At 48.3% G+C, this 19245-nt stretch carries 13 protein-coding genes; 1 reads left to right on the top strand and 12 read right to left on the bottom strand.

The genetic code is table 11. From position 1 onward, the window contains the following. From SU32_RS10095 to SU32_RS10055, 9 genes are all read right to left on the bottom strand, one after another. A partial coding sequence (locus SU32_RS10095) for a class I SAM-dependent methyltransferase (RefSeq protein WP_082376621.1) occupies positions 1–790 on the bottom strand: 790 nt, incomplete at its 3' end. After that, positions 787–2085, bottom strand: coding sequence for an ABC transporter ATP-binding protein (locus SU32_RS10090; protein WP_053999228.1), 1299 nt, complete (start codon positions 2083–2085; stop codon positions 787–789). The genes SU32_RS10095 and SU32_RS10090, both read right to left, overlap by 4 nt. Further along, positions 2075–2860: an ABC transporter permease gene (locus tag SU32_RS10085; protein ID WP_053999227.1), complete on the bottom strand. Its 786-nt coding sequence runs from the start codon at positions 2858–2860 to the stop codon at positions 2075–2077. The genes SU32_RS10090 and SU32_RS10085 overlap by 11 nt, the downstream gene beginning before the upstream one ends. A gap of 210 nt (positions 2861–3070) precedes the next feature. Beyond that, the gene (locus tag SU32_RS17225; RefSeq protein WP_144421098.1) at positions 3071–3976 is read right to left on the bottom strand and encodes a hybrid nucleoside-diphosphate sugar epimerase/sugar transferase; all 906 of its coding nucleotides are present in this window, start codon (positions 3974–3976) and stop codon (positions 3071–3073) included. Next, a complete protein-coding gene (locus SU32_RS10075) occupies positions 3973–4254 on the bottom strand; it encodes an NAD-dependent epimerase/dehydratase family protein (RefSeq protein WP_053999226.1) in 282 nt (93 codons plus the stop codon). The genes SU32_RS17225 and SU32_RS10075 overlap by 4 nt, the downstream gene beginning before the upstream one ends. 216 nt (positions 4255–4470) lie before the next feature. Further along, entirely contained in the window at positions 4471–6273 is a 1803-nt protein-coding gene (locus SU32_RS10070; protein WP_211097735.1) for a polysaccharide biosynthesis protein, read from the bottom strand. A gap of 338 nt (positions 6274–6611) precedes the next feature. Further along, positions 6612–8927: a xanthine dehydrogenase molybdopterin binding subunit gene (gene xdhB, locus SU32_RS10065; RefSeq protein ID WP_053999224.1), complete on the bottom strand. Its 2316-nt coding sequence runs from the start codon at positions 8925–8927 to the stop codon at positions 6612–6614. Further along, positions 8924–10333 (bottom strand): xanthine dehydrogenase small subunit, encoded by a 1410-nt coding sequence (gene xdhA / locus SU32_RS10060; RefSeq protein WP_053999223.1) that lies wholly within the window; start codon positions 10331–10333, stop codon positions 8924–8926. The genes xdhB and xdhA overlap by 4 nt, the downstream gene beginning before the upstream one ends. Before the next feature lie 194 nt (positions 10334–10527). After that, a complete protein-coding gene (locus SU32_RS10055; protein WP_053999222.1) occupies positions 10528–11106 on the bottom strand; it encodes a biotin transporter BioY in 579 nt (192 codons plus the stop codon). A gap of 120 nt (positions 11107–11226) precedes the next feature. On the opposite strand from SU32_RS10055, the gene SU32_RS10050 reads away from it, so the two are divergent. Further along, on the top strand, positions 11227–12150 hold the full coding sequence (locus SU32_RS10050; protein ID WP_053999221.1) for an MBL fold metallo-hydrolase: 924 nt from the start codon (positions 11227–11229) through the stop codon (positions 12148–12150). 16 nt (positions 12151–12166) lie between these two features. Here SU32_RS10050 and SU32_RS10045 read toward each other — a convergent pair whose 3' ends face one another. The 3 genes from SU32_RS10045 to smc form a co-directional block, all read right to left on the bottom strand. Next, a complete protein-coding gene (locus SU32_RS10045) occupies positions 12167–12928 on the bottom strand; it encodes a DUF1499 domain-containing protein (protein WP_082376619.1) in 762 nt (253 codons plus the stop codon). Positions 12929–13042: 114 nt separating this feature from the next. Continuing rightward, the gene (gene ppdK, locus SU32_RS10040) at positions 13043–15697 is read right to left on the bottom strand and encodes a pyruvate, phosphate dikinase (protein WP_053999219.1); all 2655 of its coding nucleotides are present in this window, start codon (positions 15695–15697) and stop codon (positions 13043–13045) included. An 82-nt stretch (positions 15698–15779) separates the two neighbouring features. Next, positions 15780–19241, bottom strand: coding sequence for a chromosome segregation protein SMC (gene smc / locus SU32_RS10035; protein ID WP_053999218.1), 3462 nt, complete (start codon positions 19239–19241; stop codon positions 15780–15782). Between the last annotated feature and the right edge of the window lie 4 nt (positions 19242–19245).

Below are 19245 nucleotides of genomic sequence, written 5' to 3'. Positions count from 1 at the left end.
TATCGCGATCGTCAATCATCGTCGTTTGAGATTGAATCGCCTTATCGCGATCATCAATCATTGCTTCGGCTGATAAAAGCTGCTTTTTTAAAAGCTTACTTTCCGCTTGGTAGCGATAAATATTTAACCACCCACTATGATTTCCATTGTTAATTTCATGATGCCATAAATCCCCCTTTGGAAACAAAACACCTAGCCCCCAACTATGATGTAAAAACTCATAATGGGGAAATTTATGTTTAATTTCAGACCAGTATTTTGCACTACCATAACCTGTATCAGGAGCTATATCATGGAAAAGCACTACACCATCTTTTGCAAGTTTTGGTAGCCAAGTTTCAAAATCGTGCTTCACAGCGTCATAGGTGTGCAGTCCATCAATATGAAGTAGATTAATACAACCGTCTTGAATATCACTGAGCGCTTCATCGAAACGTTTACGCAACATGACAGCATTTTGAGACTTGAAATGTTGAAATACTATTGTTTTTACAAGATCGAAAACATCATCCCCGTAGAACCCTGCATGCTCATCTCCAACCCAACTATCAATCGCATAAATAGAGACATCAAGGTCGAAATCTTTTGCGGCCTGAAGAAAGGCAAAAAAAGAACAGCCATAATGCGTACCAAGTTCCACAACAACTTGTGGCTGCATAAATACCATGAGATCAAAAGCAAATTGACGGTGTCCCGACCACGGCGATGTCGCTAAATTTGGATTTAGAAGATCAGATTCAAATTGAGAATCTAAACATAACCATTTATTGCACGCACTTTTCTGCTTCATTGGCTCGATTCTTTTACGGTGAGTTGTGAAATTTCAACATTGAATAAACCGTGGACATCAACATCCGATGAGGAATCCAAAATGATTACATTATGTGCCCAACATTCAATACTATGAGATAGGGCATCATAACCAGAGCCGATCCCTAAGGTGACAGCATATTTTCCGGGCGCAACGATCGGCCAATCGAACATCAAACTAAATCTCCACGTCCCGGCGTCTAAATTTGGCAACGAAAAATCAGAACTCATACTATTTTCACCAAAAATCACACTACCGAACCTATCTTGCACCTGATAACCAACAATCACCTGATCTAAATGTCCTTCTATTGACGCTTCAAAATCAATCACTAACTGTTGCCCGCTACCTATCGCCCCCACCCCCGAAACACCATCAACTTCATAGGCACATTTGCGAATTCTAGCGCGTAAACTGCCACTGAGAGTATGTTCATTTATAGTGATCCAGTCGCGTTCTGCATACGCTTTTAAAATATCCTCATTAGACTTCTCGCTGTTATCCGCATGTTTATCTGACGCAATATGTGTTACATGCTTCCCGCCCCGCGCAACGATTTGATATTCGCGAATAGCACTTTGCGGATCCCCATCGTAAATTAGCTTACCTTGATGAAGCACTATTGCGCGGTCAGCCATATTCGCAACAGCAGCCATGTCATGGGTAACCAATAATTTAGTAACATCCGAGAACTGTTCCTTCATAAAGCGGCTGCACTTTTGCTGAAACAAAAAATCCCCGACAGCCAGCGCCTCATCTATTATCAAAACTTCAGGCTGACAATGAATAGCAACAGCAAAGGCAAGGCGCACATACATGCCACTTGAATAAGTTTTAACGGGCTGATTTAGAAAATCTCCGATATCTGCAAAATCAATAATCGACTGAAAGCGAGCATCCATTTCAGACTTTTCCATACCAAGAATGGCACCGTTTAAATAAATGTTCTCTCTTCCAGTGAACTCAGCATTAAAGCCCGCGCCCAACTCAAGAAGGGCAGCAATTTTGCCTCCCACTTGAACATTACCGCGCGTCGGCTCCAAGGTATTACATATTAACTGCAATAGCGTAGACTTACCTGAACCATTTCGACCGATAACGGCCACCGTTTCTCCCTTGCGAACATCAAAAGTAATATCCCGCAGCGCCCAAAAGTCCCTAGACCAAGCCTTTCTGGTGCGCCATAACATTTGCCAAAGCCGATACTCTGGCTTGTCGTACATCATGTAGCATTTACTTAATTCATTTACACTGATCATTGTTTCAGAGGACATCGGCAAATCCTTTCCGTGTCTTTTGAAACCAGTAGAAACCTAACCATGCCACAATTATAGAGACTAAAGTGAACAAGCCAAAGGCTATAGGATCAGGAAGGCGGCCAAAAAACAACACATCGCGCGCCATTTCAACCGCAGTGGTGACTGGATTAAGCATATACAACAGCCTAAATCTCTCCGGCACAACTGAGACTGGATAAAAAATAGGTGACATAAAGAGTAAAACGGTCACTACGATTGCAATCACCTGCGATACATCTCTGAGAAAGACTCCTAACGACGCTAAAAACCAGCTTAACCCAAGAACCACAAGCAAATATGGGAGCAGCACAATCGGTAACATAATACCGCTTATAGGGGGCATACCAAAGATAATAAAGTGAGCAACTAGCCAAACTAGCAGGCTAATTGCTGCCTGAAAGAGAGCCACAATCAAAATCGTCAGAGGCAAGACCTCAAGAGGAAAAACAATTTTCTTGACATAGTTTACATTGCCAGTGATCAAAACTGGTGCACGACTAATACATTCAGCAAATATATTGAATACAATAAGCCCAGCAAAAAGAATAAGAGAGTATTGATTGCCATCCCCTCCATCAATTCCCCATCGAGCTTTAAAGATTACTCCAAATACAAATGAATAGACCAACAACATCAATATTGGCATCACGACAAGCCAAAATAAGCCTAAAACGGAGCCGCGAAACCGTGCTTCTAATTCACGTTTAGCGAGAGAGTAAATTAGGTTTCTGTGTTTATAGAGATAATTCATATATTTTACTATTTCTTTCGAAATGATATGGTTGAGCTTGTTTCTGTTATAAGGGAAAAAATAGGAATTCTACTAAAAACCGAATACGCCCTACGTTTTGACCACAAGCGACAGGTATTCGCGTCTATAGTCATCCACGACGCCAATACACGGAACCGCCAGGCGTCTGCGAATGCATCTGACACGAAACCCAAGCTCCAGACTAGGGACTCACAGCAGCTTCCAACCTAAAACTGTGGACACCAAAATTTGAAAATCTAAAGTGAGCGTGCGAATTTTAATATACTTTTCATCTTCTTTGGCAAGATGTTCTACACTAGACATATCAATATTTTTTACTTGCGAATACCCTGTAATTCCAGGCAAAACTTCATATACGCCGCACTTCGAGCGCACTTCAACAAGTTCATATTGTGACAACAAGCATGGCCTTGGACCAATCAAACTCATATTCCCTTGTAAAATATTGAAAACTTGGGGAAGCTCATCAATCTTTGTCTTACGTAAAAACCTTCCAATTTTTGTTACTGAATTGCTTTTAATCTCGTGCGAACCGACTTGCTCTGTACCGTCTAACATGGTGCGAAATTTGTAAAGAAAGAAGGGTTTACAATGAAGTCCAACTCGTTGCTGTACAAAAATACCTGGACCTTTAGATGTCATCTTGACTGCAAACCATACTAATAACAATAGCCACCAAAAAACGACGATAATAGAGAGTGCGAAGCTTATATCTAAAGCGCGGCGCACTATTGCATAAACCAAATTATTTTCTTGTTTGTCGGATAACATAACTTCGTCAGATGAAACCAGCTTTAAATTAGTATCGATACAATCGACCAATGCACTAATATGGAGTGTGACTTTAAAAGCAGCCAGAAGTTTGAAAAAATAACGAGCAAGCCGGTGTGGCATACCATTCAGGAAGCTTAACTTTCCTGAAAATTTTTCGCCATAAACAAATGGCAAACGCAAAATTGTAATGTTCATTGTTTCTAGTTTTTTTAATATATGCTCAGCTTCCTTTTTCGAACTAGTATAATGAGATGCCCCCACGTTTTGGTGTATAGTCGCCGTATAAATGAGCTTCTCTACTTTTGCTTTTTTTGCTTTCAAAACAACCGATTTAAGCAGTCAATATTGGCAGACTCAAATTCTTTTGAAGTCGCTACGGCATTATTATTTAGCACTGCAAGGTGTAAAATTGCATCGACTTGGGTCAATGCAATATCTAATTCGCTATAATCAAAGGCAGGGCGGCCAGGAAATAAAGCAGTGAGCTTGTATTTATCACGACCGATCAAGGTCAGTTCATATCCTTTATCTTCTAATAAAGGCACGATTTGACTACCAATAAAACCACTAGCACCTGGAACAGCAACTCTTCTGGTCATGGAATATTTCTAACCTTCCGACTATAGGTTTCGTAATTGATCCGCTGATAAAATTAATAATGAAAGTTATTGTCCAACGAAACAAAAAGTTCATGATTAAACTTCTTGAAAGTTCCACTTTTTCGTTAATTTTAGTCAGGGCCTTCGGCTCTTATTGACTTGCATGCAGCCGAATTGCTGTGCCGCCCAAATTCCAATACTTTCTGCTTACCTGTATCAAGTAAGAGGTCTCTCAACATAGCATTCAATAATTTCCCTGATTGAATAGCTATTTCTTTCTTGCAAGGCTTTTTTCAGCCGATCTATCATATCCCCCGCTTCAGCTTCAGTTATCTTTCTTTCATTTGCTAGAAATATTTTTTCGTGGGGAGACGTATTTTTTGACACATTGTCGATTAGCAGTTCTTCATATAGTTTTTCTCCAGGGCGCAATCCAATGATCCTTATTTCGATTTCTCCGTACGGGTCATCTTCATCACGCACTGAGCGGCCAGCAAGTTCTATCATTTTTCGCGCTAATTCTATTATTTTGACCGGCTTACCCATATCCAAGACAAATAGATCATCGCCCTTCGAATAGGCACCAGCCATAAGCACCAACCTTGCAGCCTCAGGAATTGTCATAAAATAGCGTGTTACGTCGGCATGAGTGACGGTTACCGGTCCGCCCTTAGCAATTTGCTTATTGAATAGCGGAACGACAGACCCAGATGAACCTAGCACGTTACCAAACCGCACCGTAGAAAACTTAGTGATCTTAGATTTACTTTGAATACTACGTATCAACAGCTCAGCTAAACGCTTCGTTGCTCCCATTACGTTTGTAGGGCGCACAGCCTTATCAGACGAGATCAAAATGAAACGTTCTATTTTGGCTTTACAAGCCGCGTCCGCAACTTCAAATGTTCCCAAGATATTGTTTCGTGCGCCCTCGAGCTCGTTCTCTTCAATTAACGGAACATGTTTATAAGCAGCCGCATGTATTATAACGTCCACGCTTTCGTTTTTTATAACAGCATCCACTGCGGGCCTGTCGGTGACTGAACCCAAGCAGCGAACTAGCTCTACTTTTGCTAAATTAGCTAGCTCCCGTATTTCTAAATCTATTTCATATAATGCACGCTCACTACGCTCAAACATTACTATTTTTTTTGGTTTACATGAGAGCAGCTGCTTACAGAGTTCAGACCCAATCGAGCCCCCCGCACCCGTCACCATAACAGAACGATCGACGTAGGTTTGCCGACTCTGTGGACTATCTAAATCCACCATATCGCGACTAAGAATTTCTTCAGGCGTGACTGTCCGCAAATCGCTGACTTTGCTTCGCCCGGAAATCAAGTCAACATATGAAGGCACAACCTGAATCTCCGAACCTAAATCAGAAAGCTTTTTAACTAGTCTAATACGATCCCTTCCAGATAATGACGGAATTGCAATCAATATGCGCTGAACCGAACCATTTTTTACGAGTTTTTCCAAGCTATCAGGCTTGCGGACTTTTAAGCCACCAATAATAAGCCCAGTCAATGCTGGATTGTCATCGATGAAACATAGAGGTTTGACTTCTCGTGATTGCTTCAATGCTGTAGCTAATTGAATACCCGCAGCCCCCGCACCATAAATTGCAACTGAATCTACAGATGAATATTGACCGAAAAAGCTATTGATAAATCGAATCGCGCAAATGCGCGAAACGATAGCAAACATAAAGAAAACTGCACCGTACAAAATTGGCACTGATCGTGGTAGTCCAGTATATGTGAAAAAATCGACTAGCCCTGCGATCGCGACCAATGAAAAAGAATACTGGGCAAGTTTGCTTATTGCGGTAATATCAAATGCATTCAATTTTAATCTATAGAGACGAAAAAATACTAATGTACAAAAGGAGATGACTAAAATAGCGATCAAGTCACCGGAATTCACATAGGTCGTTGGGTCGATAATTCCTAGCCGAAAGCCGAATGATGCCCACAAGCTAAAAGGAAGCAAAAGACCATCCAGAACAATAGTCATAGCGCCCTTAGTGCGTCTGGATAACTTCGCTGGGTCAGACGCCAGAAATCGTTGCCAAAAATTCTTCATGAATCTCAATCAAAAGTACCTGCATTACACCGTCTCAGGAGCACTACATCCTTAAAGCAGCAATTTCTACTACAAATAGCTCCACTAAACCGGCGCTCTAAAATATTATCCAAGCTAGGATGGATCCGTCTGATTTCCAAATGGCGTAGACTTGTAATTTTTGAGTTAGCAATATTTACGGGCACTCACAGATACTAACGCAACCGTCATTTCAAACAAAAAATCAGCCGTGTTTTCTTTTAATTGAGGAAGAACAGAGCGAACACCGGTCACCTGTTGGCAGACCCACTCAAACTACTGAGTATATTCTCAGGTGTCGCAGGTGTTTTAAGATCAAAGTTTCTATCTTTATTTGATCCAATAGCATCTTTTAAAGCCAAGTAAACGGAAATTGCCAGCATCAGCGGCGGCTCACCAACAGCTTTTGAGCGGAAAATAGTTTCCTCGATATTGGAAGCATTGTTGAGCAAGGACACGTTGAACTCAGGCGGCACATCGCGTGAGCCCGGAATTTTATAGGTAGATGGCCCTATTGTGCGTAGCCTGCCCGCTTTGTCCCACCAGAGCTCTTCACAAGTCAGCCAACCCATACCCTGTACAAAAGCACCTTCAATTTGACCCAGATCGATTGCCGGATTGAGGGATTCACCGCAATCCTGCAAAATGTCTGCCCGCAAACAGCGGCTTTCACCTGTCATTGTATCAATCGCCACTTCTGCAACAGCAGCGCCATAGGTGAAATAAAAGAAAGGTCTGCCCTTCAGAGTTTTTGCGTCCCAATGAATTTTCGGTGTCGCATAGTAACCCGCTTCAGAAAGCGAAACGCGATGCGCCCAGCTTAATTTTGCAAGCTCGGAAAATGGTATCGACTGCCCCTTCGCATGGACCTGATTATCTTTAAAAGTGACATCCGTTTCATCTGTTTGAAAATGTTTCGCTGCAACACCCAACATGCGCGATTTAATGGCGGATGCGGCATTAAATGCGGCCATGCCGTTCAGATCAGATCCTGTCGAGGCAGCTGTTGCGCTCGTATTGGGTACTTTACCTGTCTGCGTTTCTGTAATTTTTACACGGTCAACATCAATCTGGAATACTTCCGCCACCACTTGGGCAACCTTCATGAAAAGGCCTTGCCCCATTTCGGTTCCGCCGTGGTTCAGATGCACAGAGCCATCCTGATAAACATGTACCAAAGCCCCCGCCTGATTAAGCGATGGCAGGTTAAAAGAGATACCGAACTTAACCGGCATCATCGCCAAACCTTTGCGAATGACAGGGTTGGTGGCATTGTGACGGTCGATTTCAGTGCGGCGGCGATCCCAGTCAGCAGATGCCAGCAGCGCTTCGGTAACTGGCACAAGCTGGTTCTGTTCTACCTGTTGGCCGTAAGGCGTTACCTCTCCGTTATCGGGTGCATAATAGTTGATGGCCCGCACATCATTCGGGGCAAGATTTAATTCACGTGCGATCTGGTCGATAATCGCCTCTGAGGTGATAACACCTTGCGGACCGCCAAAACCGCGAAACGCTGTATTTGAAACCGTATTTGTCTTGCACGCATGACCGACAATGCGTGCATTCGGCACAAAATAAGCATTATCTGTATGCGTGATAGCGCGGGTAATCACAGGGCCTGTCAGATCGGCGGAATAACCGGCGCGCGCCAGATATTCCACGTACATGCCAAGAATTTTGCCGTTAGCATCGACACCGACACGCCATTTGGAAACCATGTCATGGCGCTTGCCTGTGGCTGTCATGTCGAGCGCACGTTTCAGGCGTAGTTTCACCGGCTTTCGCGTTTTATGGGAAACCAGCGCAGCGGCAGAAGCAATAATCGTTGCCTGACTTTCCTTGCCGCCAAAGCCTCCGCCCATACGGCGCACTTTTACATCGACCGAATTGGCCAGATTACCCAATACATGAGCAACATGGTGCTGCACTTCGGTCGGATGCTGTGTTGAAGAATAGACCAGCATGTCGTCATCTTCGCCGGGAACCGTGTACGCTATTTGTGTTTCCAGATAGAAATGATCCTGCCCGCCGATTTCCAATCGCCCTTCAAACACATGGGCCGCGTCTTTTAATGCTGCATCGACATCGCCTTGAATGAGTTCTTGCGGCGGCAGCACATATTCTTTGCGCTCATGTGCCGTTTCCACGTCCAGAACAGGCTCAAGCACCTCATACTCGACTTTCACCGCATGTGCGGCTTTTACCGCCAACTCGATATTATCGGCGGCAATAACGCCAATGGGTTGGCCAAGATGCTCAATTTTTTTATCGGCAAAAAGCGGCTCTCCCGACATGATCGGTGCAATATCATTGTGACCGGGAATGTCTTTTGCGGTCAGAAACAAATGCACGCCCTGCATCGCGAGAGCGTCTGCCGCATCGATAGATTTGATTATGCCATGGGCAATTGTGGATACAACCAAAGCAGCATGAAGTGTGCCCGGCAGTTCTGCCATATCATCGATATAAATTGCTTGCCCTGCGACATGCTTTTTCGCACTATCATGGGCAATACCTTTACCGACCGTCGAACGTTCAATTGATGACGTTTGCATGTGTTTATTCATAATGCCATCACCTCCACTGTTTCGCCGTTCAGATCATGCATGAAACGCTTTATGAGGGCCGTCGCAACTTGCTCGCGGTAAGTTGCACTGCCACGCCAGTCAGTAAGAGGCGTTAAATCTTCACCCAATAGCTGGCCTGCGGCAAAAATGTTTTCTGCGGTCAAAGGTTTGCCCTTCAAAGCTGTTTCTGCCTGGCGCGCACGTTTGGGTATCGCCGCCATGCCGCCAAATGCCAAGCGTACATCTTCAATATTATCACCGGACATCTTAATCCAAAACGCGCCGCAAACCGTTGAAATATCCTGATCATACCGTTTGGAGACTTTATAGACGCGAAAATGCTCATCCGCCTTCGGTTTAGGAATATGAACACTCACGATGACACCGTTTTGCGGTAATTCAGTTTTCCGGTAATCCAGAAAGAAATCTTCAAGCGGCATCGTCTTTTGCGCGCCATCCACTGAGGCAAATGTAATTTTTGCACCAAGCGCGATTAATGCCGGCGGGCCGTCGCCGATCGGGCTGGCAGTGCCAATATTTCCGCCGATTGTACCCATCGAGCGAATTTGAGTAGAGCCAAACCGGCGGATCAATGTGCCGAAACTCGGCAAGGCTTCACCCACATGGTTCAAAACTTCCTGCCACGTAACCGCCGCACCAAATGTCCAGCCTGTTGCGTCTTCCTGTGTCTGGCGCAGTTCTTTAACATTGTTGGTGACGATAATAGACGACCAATCCTTCTCGTAGGCAGCGCGTGCGACACCAAGGTCTGTTCCGCCTGCTAACAGCGTTGCATTGGGCAATTCACGGCGCGCTTGAAGCAATTCGGCAAGAGAGGTCGGACATCTTGCAACCGCACCATCGAAACTGATTTCTTCGCTGGAGGCTGAATGCGATGTCTCGGCCGAAGCCGCGAGTTGAATTTTGCCTGCCGCTTTTTTCGCAGCTTCCACAATCGGGCGATAGCCTGTGCAGCGGCATAAATTTCCTGCCAATGCATCATGTATCTGCTCTTCGTTCGGTGCGGAATTATTTGCAAGCAATCCTGTGAGTGCGACGGCAATGCCCGGCGTGCAAAAACCACATTGTGAGGAACCGTTCTCTGCCATCGCTTCCTGTAGCAGGTTCAAGACACCTTCATGTGCCAGACCTTCAACTGTTGTGATTTCAGCGCCATCAATTTGTGCGGCAGTCATAATACAGGCATTGGCCGCATTGGCGACGCCGCCATTGATACCTTCGCGCTTGAGCAAAACAGTACAAGCACCGCAATCGCCTTCCGCGCACCCTTCCTTGGTGCCCGTTGCACCCAATGGCCCACGAATAAGATCGAGCACAGTTGTATCCGGGCGAACAGAAACCCGCACCGGTTTACCATTCATCGTAAATGATATTGCTTGCGCCATTGGCACTCCTTGTTGTCCCTTGCATCGGAACATATTTATTATTTTTGAAGCCGTAGCAGACTATATTATGCCCACCATGCTACCAGTGAGCAAATTATTCAACGGTAAGATGTTGCTAATCAATAGGCTACGCAACACTTCAATAAAAAACCGCGCCCCAAAAGGACGCGGTTCTAAAGTGGATGTAGTGGTCGTTATTTGCGGCGGAAAAGCGCGGCAACCGCAGGAATAAGCGCAGATGAAAGCGCCGCTTTTGTAAGCTCGCCCAAGGCAAATGGCGCAACGCCATAGATCCATGCTTTTTCTGCACCAATCAAACCTGCAAGCCAAAGGTAGCCAATGCCCATCAACAGAACAGCGCCTAAAAGTGTTGCGCCAAACAATTTAAATGCGTTTGCGCCCCAGCCGCGATCCACAGCAGAACCGATAACAGCAGCAGCAACAAGGAAACCGGCAAGAAATCCGCCTGTTGGGCCAGCCATGTAGGCGAGCCCTGCACCACCTGTAAATACAGGCAAGCCAACAGCGCCTTGCGCCAAGTAAAGTGCAACAGTCGCAACAGTAAGATTACGGCCGTAAACTGCGGCGATCATAAATACAGCCAATGTCTGAAGCGTTGCTGGAACCGGATAAAACGGCACTTTAATCTGTCCGGAAATTGTCAGTAAAAGCGATCCCACGATTGCCAACACGACCAAACCTGCAATACGCGTTGCACTTGCATCGGGCAACGCACGGTAAATCAGCGCCTGTGCAGAAGTTGAAGTTGCCATTATAATAATCCTGTTTACGTGAATCTATTTATAGCCATTGCGCGCATCTTCACACGTCAATAAGCAAAGATATAACTTCCATTGTGATTTACGGCAAGCAGAACGAGTAAACGTCCCAAAATGTCTACAAAAGATATGTTCAGCACGAAATTCGACCCGCAGCACGGCAATGCTGTTTCAGTCGCTCCCGGCGTCATGCGGGTCACATGCGGCAATACCGGACCTTTTACCTTTCAGGGAACCAATTCTTACATTTTAGGCGAGGATGTGCTTGCTGTTATCGACCCCGGCCCGGAAGACGAAGCCCATCTAGAAACCTTGCTGCAAGCAATTGGCGGGCGGAATGTCAGCCATATTGTTATCACCCATACACATATTGACCATTCGCCGCTGGCCGCAAATCTAAAAGGCCGTACAGGGGCAAAAATTGTCGGTGCCGCGCCGCATTTTGCTGCAAGAGAACTGCATTTGGGTGAAATCAATGCCCTCGATGCCTCAGCGGACCGAAACTACAAACCTGACGATATTTTAAATGATGGCCAGCGCGTGCACGGTATCGGCTGGACCCTAGAGGCCATCGCGACACCTGGCCATACGGCCAATCATCTGTCTTTTGCCCTAACTGATACCGGCATTGTTTTTACCGGTGATCACATCATGGCGTGGGCAACATCCATCGTCGCGCCGCCCGATGGTTCAATGAGCCAGTATATGGCTTCGCTCGATAAAATGCTTGCGCGCGATGACCGCATTTATTTTCCCGGGCATGGCGGCCCCGTCAACAATCCGAAACAGTTCGTGCGGGGATTAAAGACCCACCGGAAAATGCGCGAGCGCGCGATTTTGGAACGCTTATCAAAGGGCGATGAAACCATTCCTGAAATGGTGAGGCAAATCTATCGTAATACCGATCCAAGACTGCACGGTGCGGCGGGACTGTCCGTTTTTGCCCAGTTAGAAGCGTTGGTTGATAAAGGACTGGTTTCCTGTGACGGAGATCCGTCATTGGAAAAACGTTTCAAGCTTATTGAAAGCATAGATTGATGCGCCAACCGGAAGCCTAGCCGCCCACCTGACCAACCAGCGTCAGATCAATTTCGCGCAAAAACTCAGTGATAATGCGCGCATTAGTGCCAAGATCATGAATAAGATCAGGCATGTTAGACCTTATATCGAGATAGCTTGTATCGCCCTCATCCGTGATGCGGACAACTGTCTCGATTGGAAAAGCCAATAGTGTTGTATGATGCATAAACTCCACCAGCAATTCGTCATCCGCGCCGATACGTCCCGAACGGTCGACAACACGCCACCCGAACAGCTCTCCTTGCGTTAAAACCGCATCAAGCACAATTTCCAACGGTGCCTCGTATTGACGTCCTGTAATAGCCGGATAACCGTCGCGCAGTTCACCGGCAACAATACTTGCGGCACTGTCACCATATTCAGCGAGTTCCGAACGAAAAACCGGCGGGTCGATTAAATCTGTCGACAGATCGGCCTGCAATGGCGCTGTGAACCATAATGTCGCTGCGTACACAAAAGGTGCCAATACAATAGCCGTCAGTATCAGCGCCCAAGTGGCACGGCGGCCGCCACGTTTTCCATACGTCCAAAGGCTGTGAAAAGCCACAATGACAAGAACAAGCGTTATAAGGCCCAGTAATGCAATGACGGCCAAAAGGACAAGAAAACCGAACGTGTCCACACTCGACCCACGGTGTGCAAGAACGGATAATATGGCTAAAACAGGTGTGAAAAGCGCAACACGCATCGCCCATTTTGCCGATCTTGAAGGCAGTCGTCTCGGCAATGGTCGCATACTTTAATTCCAACTACCCGATTTGGCCGCCGATGCGGCAGTGTGCTGCACTGGATTTACCAATCAATCTGCAAAGGCGCAATCACGATCCTATTCAGGCTCTGAAAGCTGAAACTAACCCGCCTTTTTGGAGATTGCGGCCTGTGCGGCGGCAAGACGTGCAATTGGCACGCGATATGGCGAACAGGAAACATAGTCGAGCCCGAGCTTCTCACAAAAGGTGATAGATGTAGGGTCGCCGCCATGTTCGCCGGTAATTCCCAAGAGTAGTTCAGGTTCTGTTTTGCGGCCACGTTCAGTCGCGATACGCATCAATTCGCCAACGCCCTCGACATCGAGATTGATAAACGGATCAAGCTGGATAACGCCTTTACGCAGGTAAGTTGACAGAAAAGTCGACGCATCATCACGCGAAATGCCAAGTGTTGTCTGCGTCAGATCGTTTGTGCCGAACGATAAAAAGTCCGCACTTTGCGCGATCAGTTCAGCCCGAATGGCTGCACGGGGCAATTCAATGATGCAGCCCACCAGATATTCAATCTTCTGATCATGGCTCGCCATCACTTCATCAGCAATCTTATCGATGCGCGTGCGGATATATTCAAGCTCGGCATTATAAGCGACAAGCGGAACAACGATTTCAGGCACAACCAGTTCGCCTGACTTTTTACCGGCTAGAATTGCAGCTTCAAAAATGGCACGGGTTTGCATTTCAGCAATTTCCGGAAAACAAATCGCAAGCCGGACACCACGGTTACCAAGCATGGGATTGATTTCGCGCAGTTCTTCCACGCGCCGCATCATTTTTGAGCTGTCTATACCCAAAGTTTTTGCAGATTCTCTGATTGCCTCTTCTTCTTTGGGTAAAAAATCATGCAAAGGGGGATCAAAAAGCCGAATGGCAATCGGGTGCCCCTGCATAATTTCAAACAGCTCGATAAAATCGCTGCGCTGCATAGGCATCAACCGATCCAACACCGCACGGCGCTCCTCTTCGGTTTCGGCGACAATCATTTCGCGCATAATGTTGGAGCGTTCACCTTCGGCAAACATGTGCTCCGTGCGGCAAAGACCGATACCGTCAGCCTGAAAATTACGGGCAACACGCGCTTCGGTTGGTGTGTCGGCATTGGTGCGGACTTTTAGCCGGCGCTCGGCATCACTCCACTCCATCAGCGTTGCAAAATCGCCCGACAACTCGCTATCAACCATTGGCAGTTTGCCTTCAAGCACCTGCCCCTGGTTACCATCCAAAGTCAGATAATCACCGCTACGCAGCATAACGCCGCCTGTCACAAGCGCTTTATTGTGCTTGTCGATACGCATTCCTCCGGCACCGGTGATGCACGGCTTGCCCATTCCGCGCGCGACTACGGCTGCATGGCTGGTCATGCCGCCGCGCGATGTCAAAATACCGACAGCCGCCTCCATGCCTTGAATATCGTCAGGGCTTGTCTCCGGCCGCACCAGAATAACATCGCGCCCTTCCGCCTTTGCAGCCACAGCATCCGCAGACGAAAAAACAATCTCGCCGCACGCTGCACCGGGTGATGCTGGCAGACCGGATGCGATAATTTTGCGCTTCGCATCAGGGTCAATTGACGGGTGCAGCAATTGATCAAGCGAGGACGCATCAACGCGCATTAATGCGGTTTGCCGCGATATCACATCGCTATTGGCCATTTCAATGGCGATACGAATTGCAGCTTTGGCCGTTCTCTTGCCCGCTCTGGTCTGTAAGAGCCACAGTTTTCCCGCTTCAACGGTAAACTCGATGTCCTGCATATCACCAAAATGCTGCTCAAGATCATTGGCCAGACTTGTCAGAGCTTTATAGGGCTCCGGCAGCCGTTCCTGCATCGAAGCGCCGGGCTTGTCATCAACGATGCTGAGCGGATCAGGCGTTCTGAAACCGGCAACAACATCCTCACCTTGAGCATCAACGAGAAACTCTCCAAAAAGAACATTTTCGCCGGTGGAAGGGTTTCGCGTGAAAGCAACACCTGTCGCAGAATTACGGCCTGAATTTCCAAATACCATGGCCTGCACAGTCACTGCTGTGCCCCATTCTACCGGAATGTTGTGCAAAGCTCGATATGTGGCTGCGCGCGGATTGTTCCAGCTTTTAAATACGGCCTCAACTGTGCGCCACAATTGTTCTTTCGGGTCCTGCGGAAAGGTCTCGTCTAGATCATCCTGAATGGCGTTTTTGTAGGATTTCACAATGCCGCGCAATTCTTCGGCGCCAAGTTCATTGTCTCTCGAAGCGCCGGCATTTTCGCGTGCAGCATCCAGTATGTCTTCAAACAATGCGTGATCACACCCCATGACCACCGTTGCGTACATTTGAATAAAACGCCGGTAAGTATCGTAAGCAAAACGCTCATCGCCGCTTTGCTCGCTTAAGGCTTCAACGGTTTCATCGTTAAGGCCCAAGTTCAACACCGTGTCCATCATGCCCGGCATGGACACACGGGCACCGGAGCGCACCGATACAACCAACGGATTTGTGATTGCGCCAAACTTCTTGCCGCTCATGATTTCGCAATGACGGAGCGCCGCATCAACCTGTTCGCGCACGCGCTGCGGAATTTCGCCATCCTGCAATGCGCGGTTACAAGCATCAGTGGTGATTGTAAATCCGGGAGGAACCGGCAGTCCGATGCGGCTCATCTCGGCGAGGTTTGCGCCTTTACTGCCCAGCAGCGCTACATCAGCAGCTGAACCTTCGGCCATACCGTCGGCAAATGTGTAAACCCATTTTCTCATTCAGTGCAATTCTTTGTCCGGGTTACAGCTTCAACGACTTCCAAATACGGCACTATAAGCCTCAATACTTCAAATGATAGAGCTAGCTTGCCTCACGAAGCTCTTCAGCCTCTTGAAGGTCAACGGATACCAATTGAGATACACCTTGCTCTTTCATTGTAACGCCAAACAGGCGATCCATTCGGGCCATTGTGATCGGGTTGTGCGTGATAATCACAAAACGCGTGTCAGTTTCCGCACTCATTTTGTCCATCAGGTCGCAGAAGCGCTCCACATTGTGATCGTCAAGCGGCGCATCAACCTCATCAAGAACGCAGATTGGCGCGGGGTTAGTCAGGAACACGGCAAAGATCAACGCCATGGCTGTCAAAGCCTGCTCACCACCTGAAAGAAGCGTCATCGTTTGCGGTTTTTTGCCCGGCGGGCGTGCAATAATTTCCAGTCCGGCTTCCAGCGGATCGTCGCTCTCGATAAGCTGCAATTCTGCTGTGCCACCGTTAAACAAATGCGTAAACAGACGTTTGAAATGGTCCTGCACCGCTTCGAATGCGACAAGAAGGCGTTCACGCCCTTCCTTGTTCAGCGATGAAATAGCCGAACGCAGCTCTGCAATAGCCTGAACAACGTCTTCGCGTTCGGAAGTGATCAAGCCGAAACGCTCGGACAGTTCGTTTTGCTCTTCTTCCGCGCGCAGGTTCACTGCGCCCAAACGCTCACGTTCAATTTTCAGGCGCTCAAGGCGTTTTTCAGTTGGGTCCATCTCGGGCATCGCATCGTCAACCGCCAAGCCGGTCTGTTCGAATGCTTTATGCGGCTCGCAATTGAGCGCTTCATGAATTCTGGCTTCAATGTCCGAACGACGCTCAGATGCGGCGGCAGCGCGCTCTTCCGCACGTGCGCGGCCTTCGCGGGTTGTTGACAGATCCTGAATAGTCGCCGTTGCCGCGCGGTCTGCCTCACCGGCAGATGTTTCCGCCTTTGCAAGCCTGTCGGCTGCTTCATTGCGCTTTGCTTCAGCAGCTTCAATCTGGCGTATCAGCTCACGCTGGCGGGCTTCAAATTCGCCCGGACTATCAGCCAATTCTTCCAGAAGCTTTTGGGTTTCTGTTTCCCGCGCACGCAGAGTTGCAATCTGGCTATCTGCATTGGCGCGCCGTTCTGCCCAGCTTTTGGTTTCGCGTTCAATCGCGTTTAACCTGTTGCGTCTTGCCTCCACTTCACGGGCCAAGCCCTGGTGCTCTGCACGCAGTTCAGCCAGAACGGCACGGTCTTTTGCAACGCCTGCCTGCAGGCTCTGAAGACGCGCATCAAAAGATGTCACCTCCGGCTCAGCGGCCAAAGCGGCTTCCGCCTCGGCCAACACGCCGACAGCTTCGTTTAAATCAGTTCGGATACGCCCGAAGGACTCATCCAAAACAGCGCGGCGACGCGACAATTCACCTGACGAACGTTCGGCAGCAGCCAGTTCATCGCGGGCCTTGCGGGCGTCATTCTGACGTTCTTTCAATGTTTGACGGGCAGCATTTTCAGCTTGTACAGCGTTACGCGTTGCCGTCTCGGCGGTCTGCATAGATGTTTCTATCGTCGTTTTTGCTTTGGTGGCTTCGACGATTTCTAAATCAAGCTCGCTTAAACGGTTTTTCTGCGCCAGACGCTGCGCTGCCATTGTGGGTGCATCGGTTGCCGCACGATATCCGTCCCATCGCCAAAGCGCGCCTTGCTTGGTGACAAGGCGCTGACCTGCTTTAAGTGCGGGCGCAAGAGAGTTGCCGGCGGCTTCATCGGCAACAACACCAATTTGCTTCAAACGACGTTCAATGGCTTCGCCGCCACGAACATGGTTTGCCAGCGCTATTGCACCGTCAGGCAATTGCGGATCATCAGCAGCAGCGTTCGCACCGGCGAAATAGACAGCAGCACTTGAATCTGTCGGCACATCCAGATCATCGCCGAGCGCCGCTCCCAATGCAGTTTCAAAGCCCTTATCAACCTTCAGACTTTCGATAATCGCCGGAAACAGATCATTGCCGCCGGCATTTAACAGCTTTGCAATCGTACGGGCTTCAGCCTCAAGCGTGTTGAGCGCCTCACGCGCCTCTGCAAGATCAGGGCGCAATGCGGTTTCAGCAGCACGTGCTTTGACCACATCATCTTCTGTTTTTGTGACAGCCTGTTCCGCCTCAACTATCGCTGCTTCAGCCTTCTCAACAAGTGCCTGCTTTTCAGCAGGATCATCCAGCTTGCTGATTTTCTCGTTGAGCGCCGTTAGTTCAGCATCGACATTGCGTTCCTGTGTTTCAAGCCGTGAACGGCGATCACTCAGTTCGCTGATGCGGCGTTGTAATTGTGTACGCAGTGCCTGGGCTTCGGCGCGTTCAGCGGTAATTTTAGAAAGTTCCGCTTCTGAGGCTTCCAGCTCTGTTTTGGCAGTCTCTACCTTTGCAGCTAGTTCGGCCTCGCGCTCGTCAGTGCCTTCATCCTGTGCCCGTAGCGTTTTTTCTTCTTCACTTAATTGGGCCAGAATATCAGCATTTTCGACAAGCATACGTTCTTCACGCTCAATGTCCGTCGCTAATTGCGCAATACGCTGCTCATATTCGCGCTTTCTTGCCCGCAGACGCTCTGCTTCTGTATCGAGTTGATCACGCGCGATTGTCAGTCGCTGCAATGCGGCGGCGGCCTCGGCTTCGGCCTCACGTAAAGGCGGCAAAGCTTTTTGTGCGATACCTTGCAGGCGTGCCGCTTCCATCTGCAATTGCGCACGTTCGGCAACTTCGTTAGTTGCCTTGGAAAGAATGGACTGGCTCTCTGCCTCGGCGGCCTTTGCCTGCACCCATTTCAAATGGAAGAGCGTGGCCTCTGCCTGACGAATATCCCTTGATAATGTACGGAAGCGATTGGCCTGACGCGCCTGACGCTTCAGACTTTCGATCTGGCTTTCCAGTTCGGATGTCACATCATCCAACCGTTCCAGATTGCTTTCAGCGCCGCGCAAGCGCAATTCGGCTTCATGACGGCGCGAATGCAGGCCGGAAATACCCGCAGCCTCTTCTAGCAGTGCGCGTCGTGCCTGCGGTTTCGCCTGAATAAGCTCGCCAATGCGGCCCTGCCCGACCATTGAAGGCGAACGGGCGCCGGTAGACTGGTCGGCAAACAGCAATTGCACATCTTTCGCGCGTGCATCCTTGCCGTTGATCCGGTAAGCCGATCCGTTTTCGCGCTCGATCCGGCGCGTTACCTGCAATAACTCGCTGTCATTGAACGCGGCGGGCGCTGTGCGATCATCATTATCGAGGAAAAGGGCTACTTCGGCAGTGTTGCGTGACGGGCGTGTGCCCGAACCGGAGAAAATAACATCGTCCATGCCCGAAGCGCGCATGTTTTTGTAAGAGCTTTCGCCCATTACCCATCGCAGCGCTTCAACCAGATTGGACTTGCCGCACCCGTTCGGGCCGACAACACCTGTCAGGCCACGCTCAATCGCAAATTCTGTTGGTTCAACAAATGACTTGAAGCCAAGAAGGCGCAGTTTGTTAAATTTCATGCGC

Origin of the sequence: Ahrensia marina (assembly GCF_001293565.1) — a bacterium.
GTDB classification, from domain to species: domain Bacteria; phylum Pseudomonadota; class Alphaproteobacteria; order Rhizobiales; family Rhizobiaceae; genus Ahrensia; species Ahrensia marina.
The sequence above is the reverse complement of the archived record's forward strand: the minus strand, read 5'-3'. Positions and strand labels throughout refer to the sequence as shown.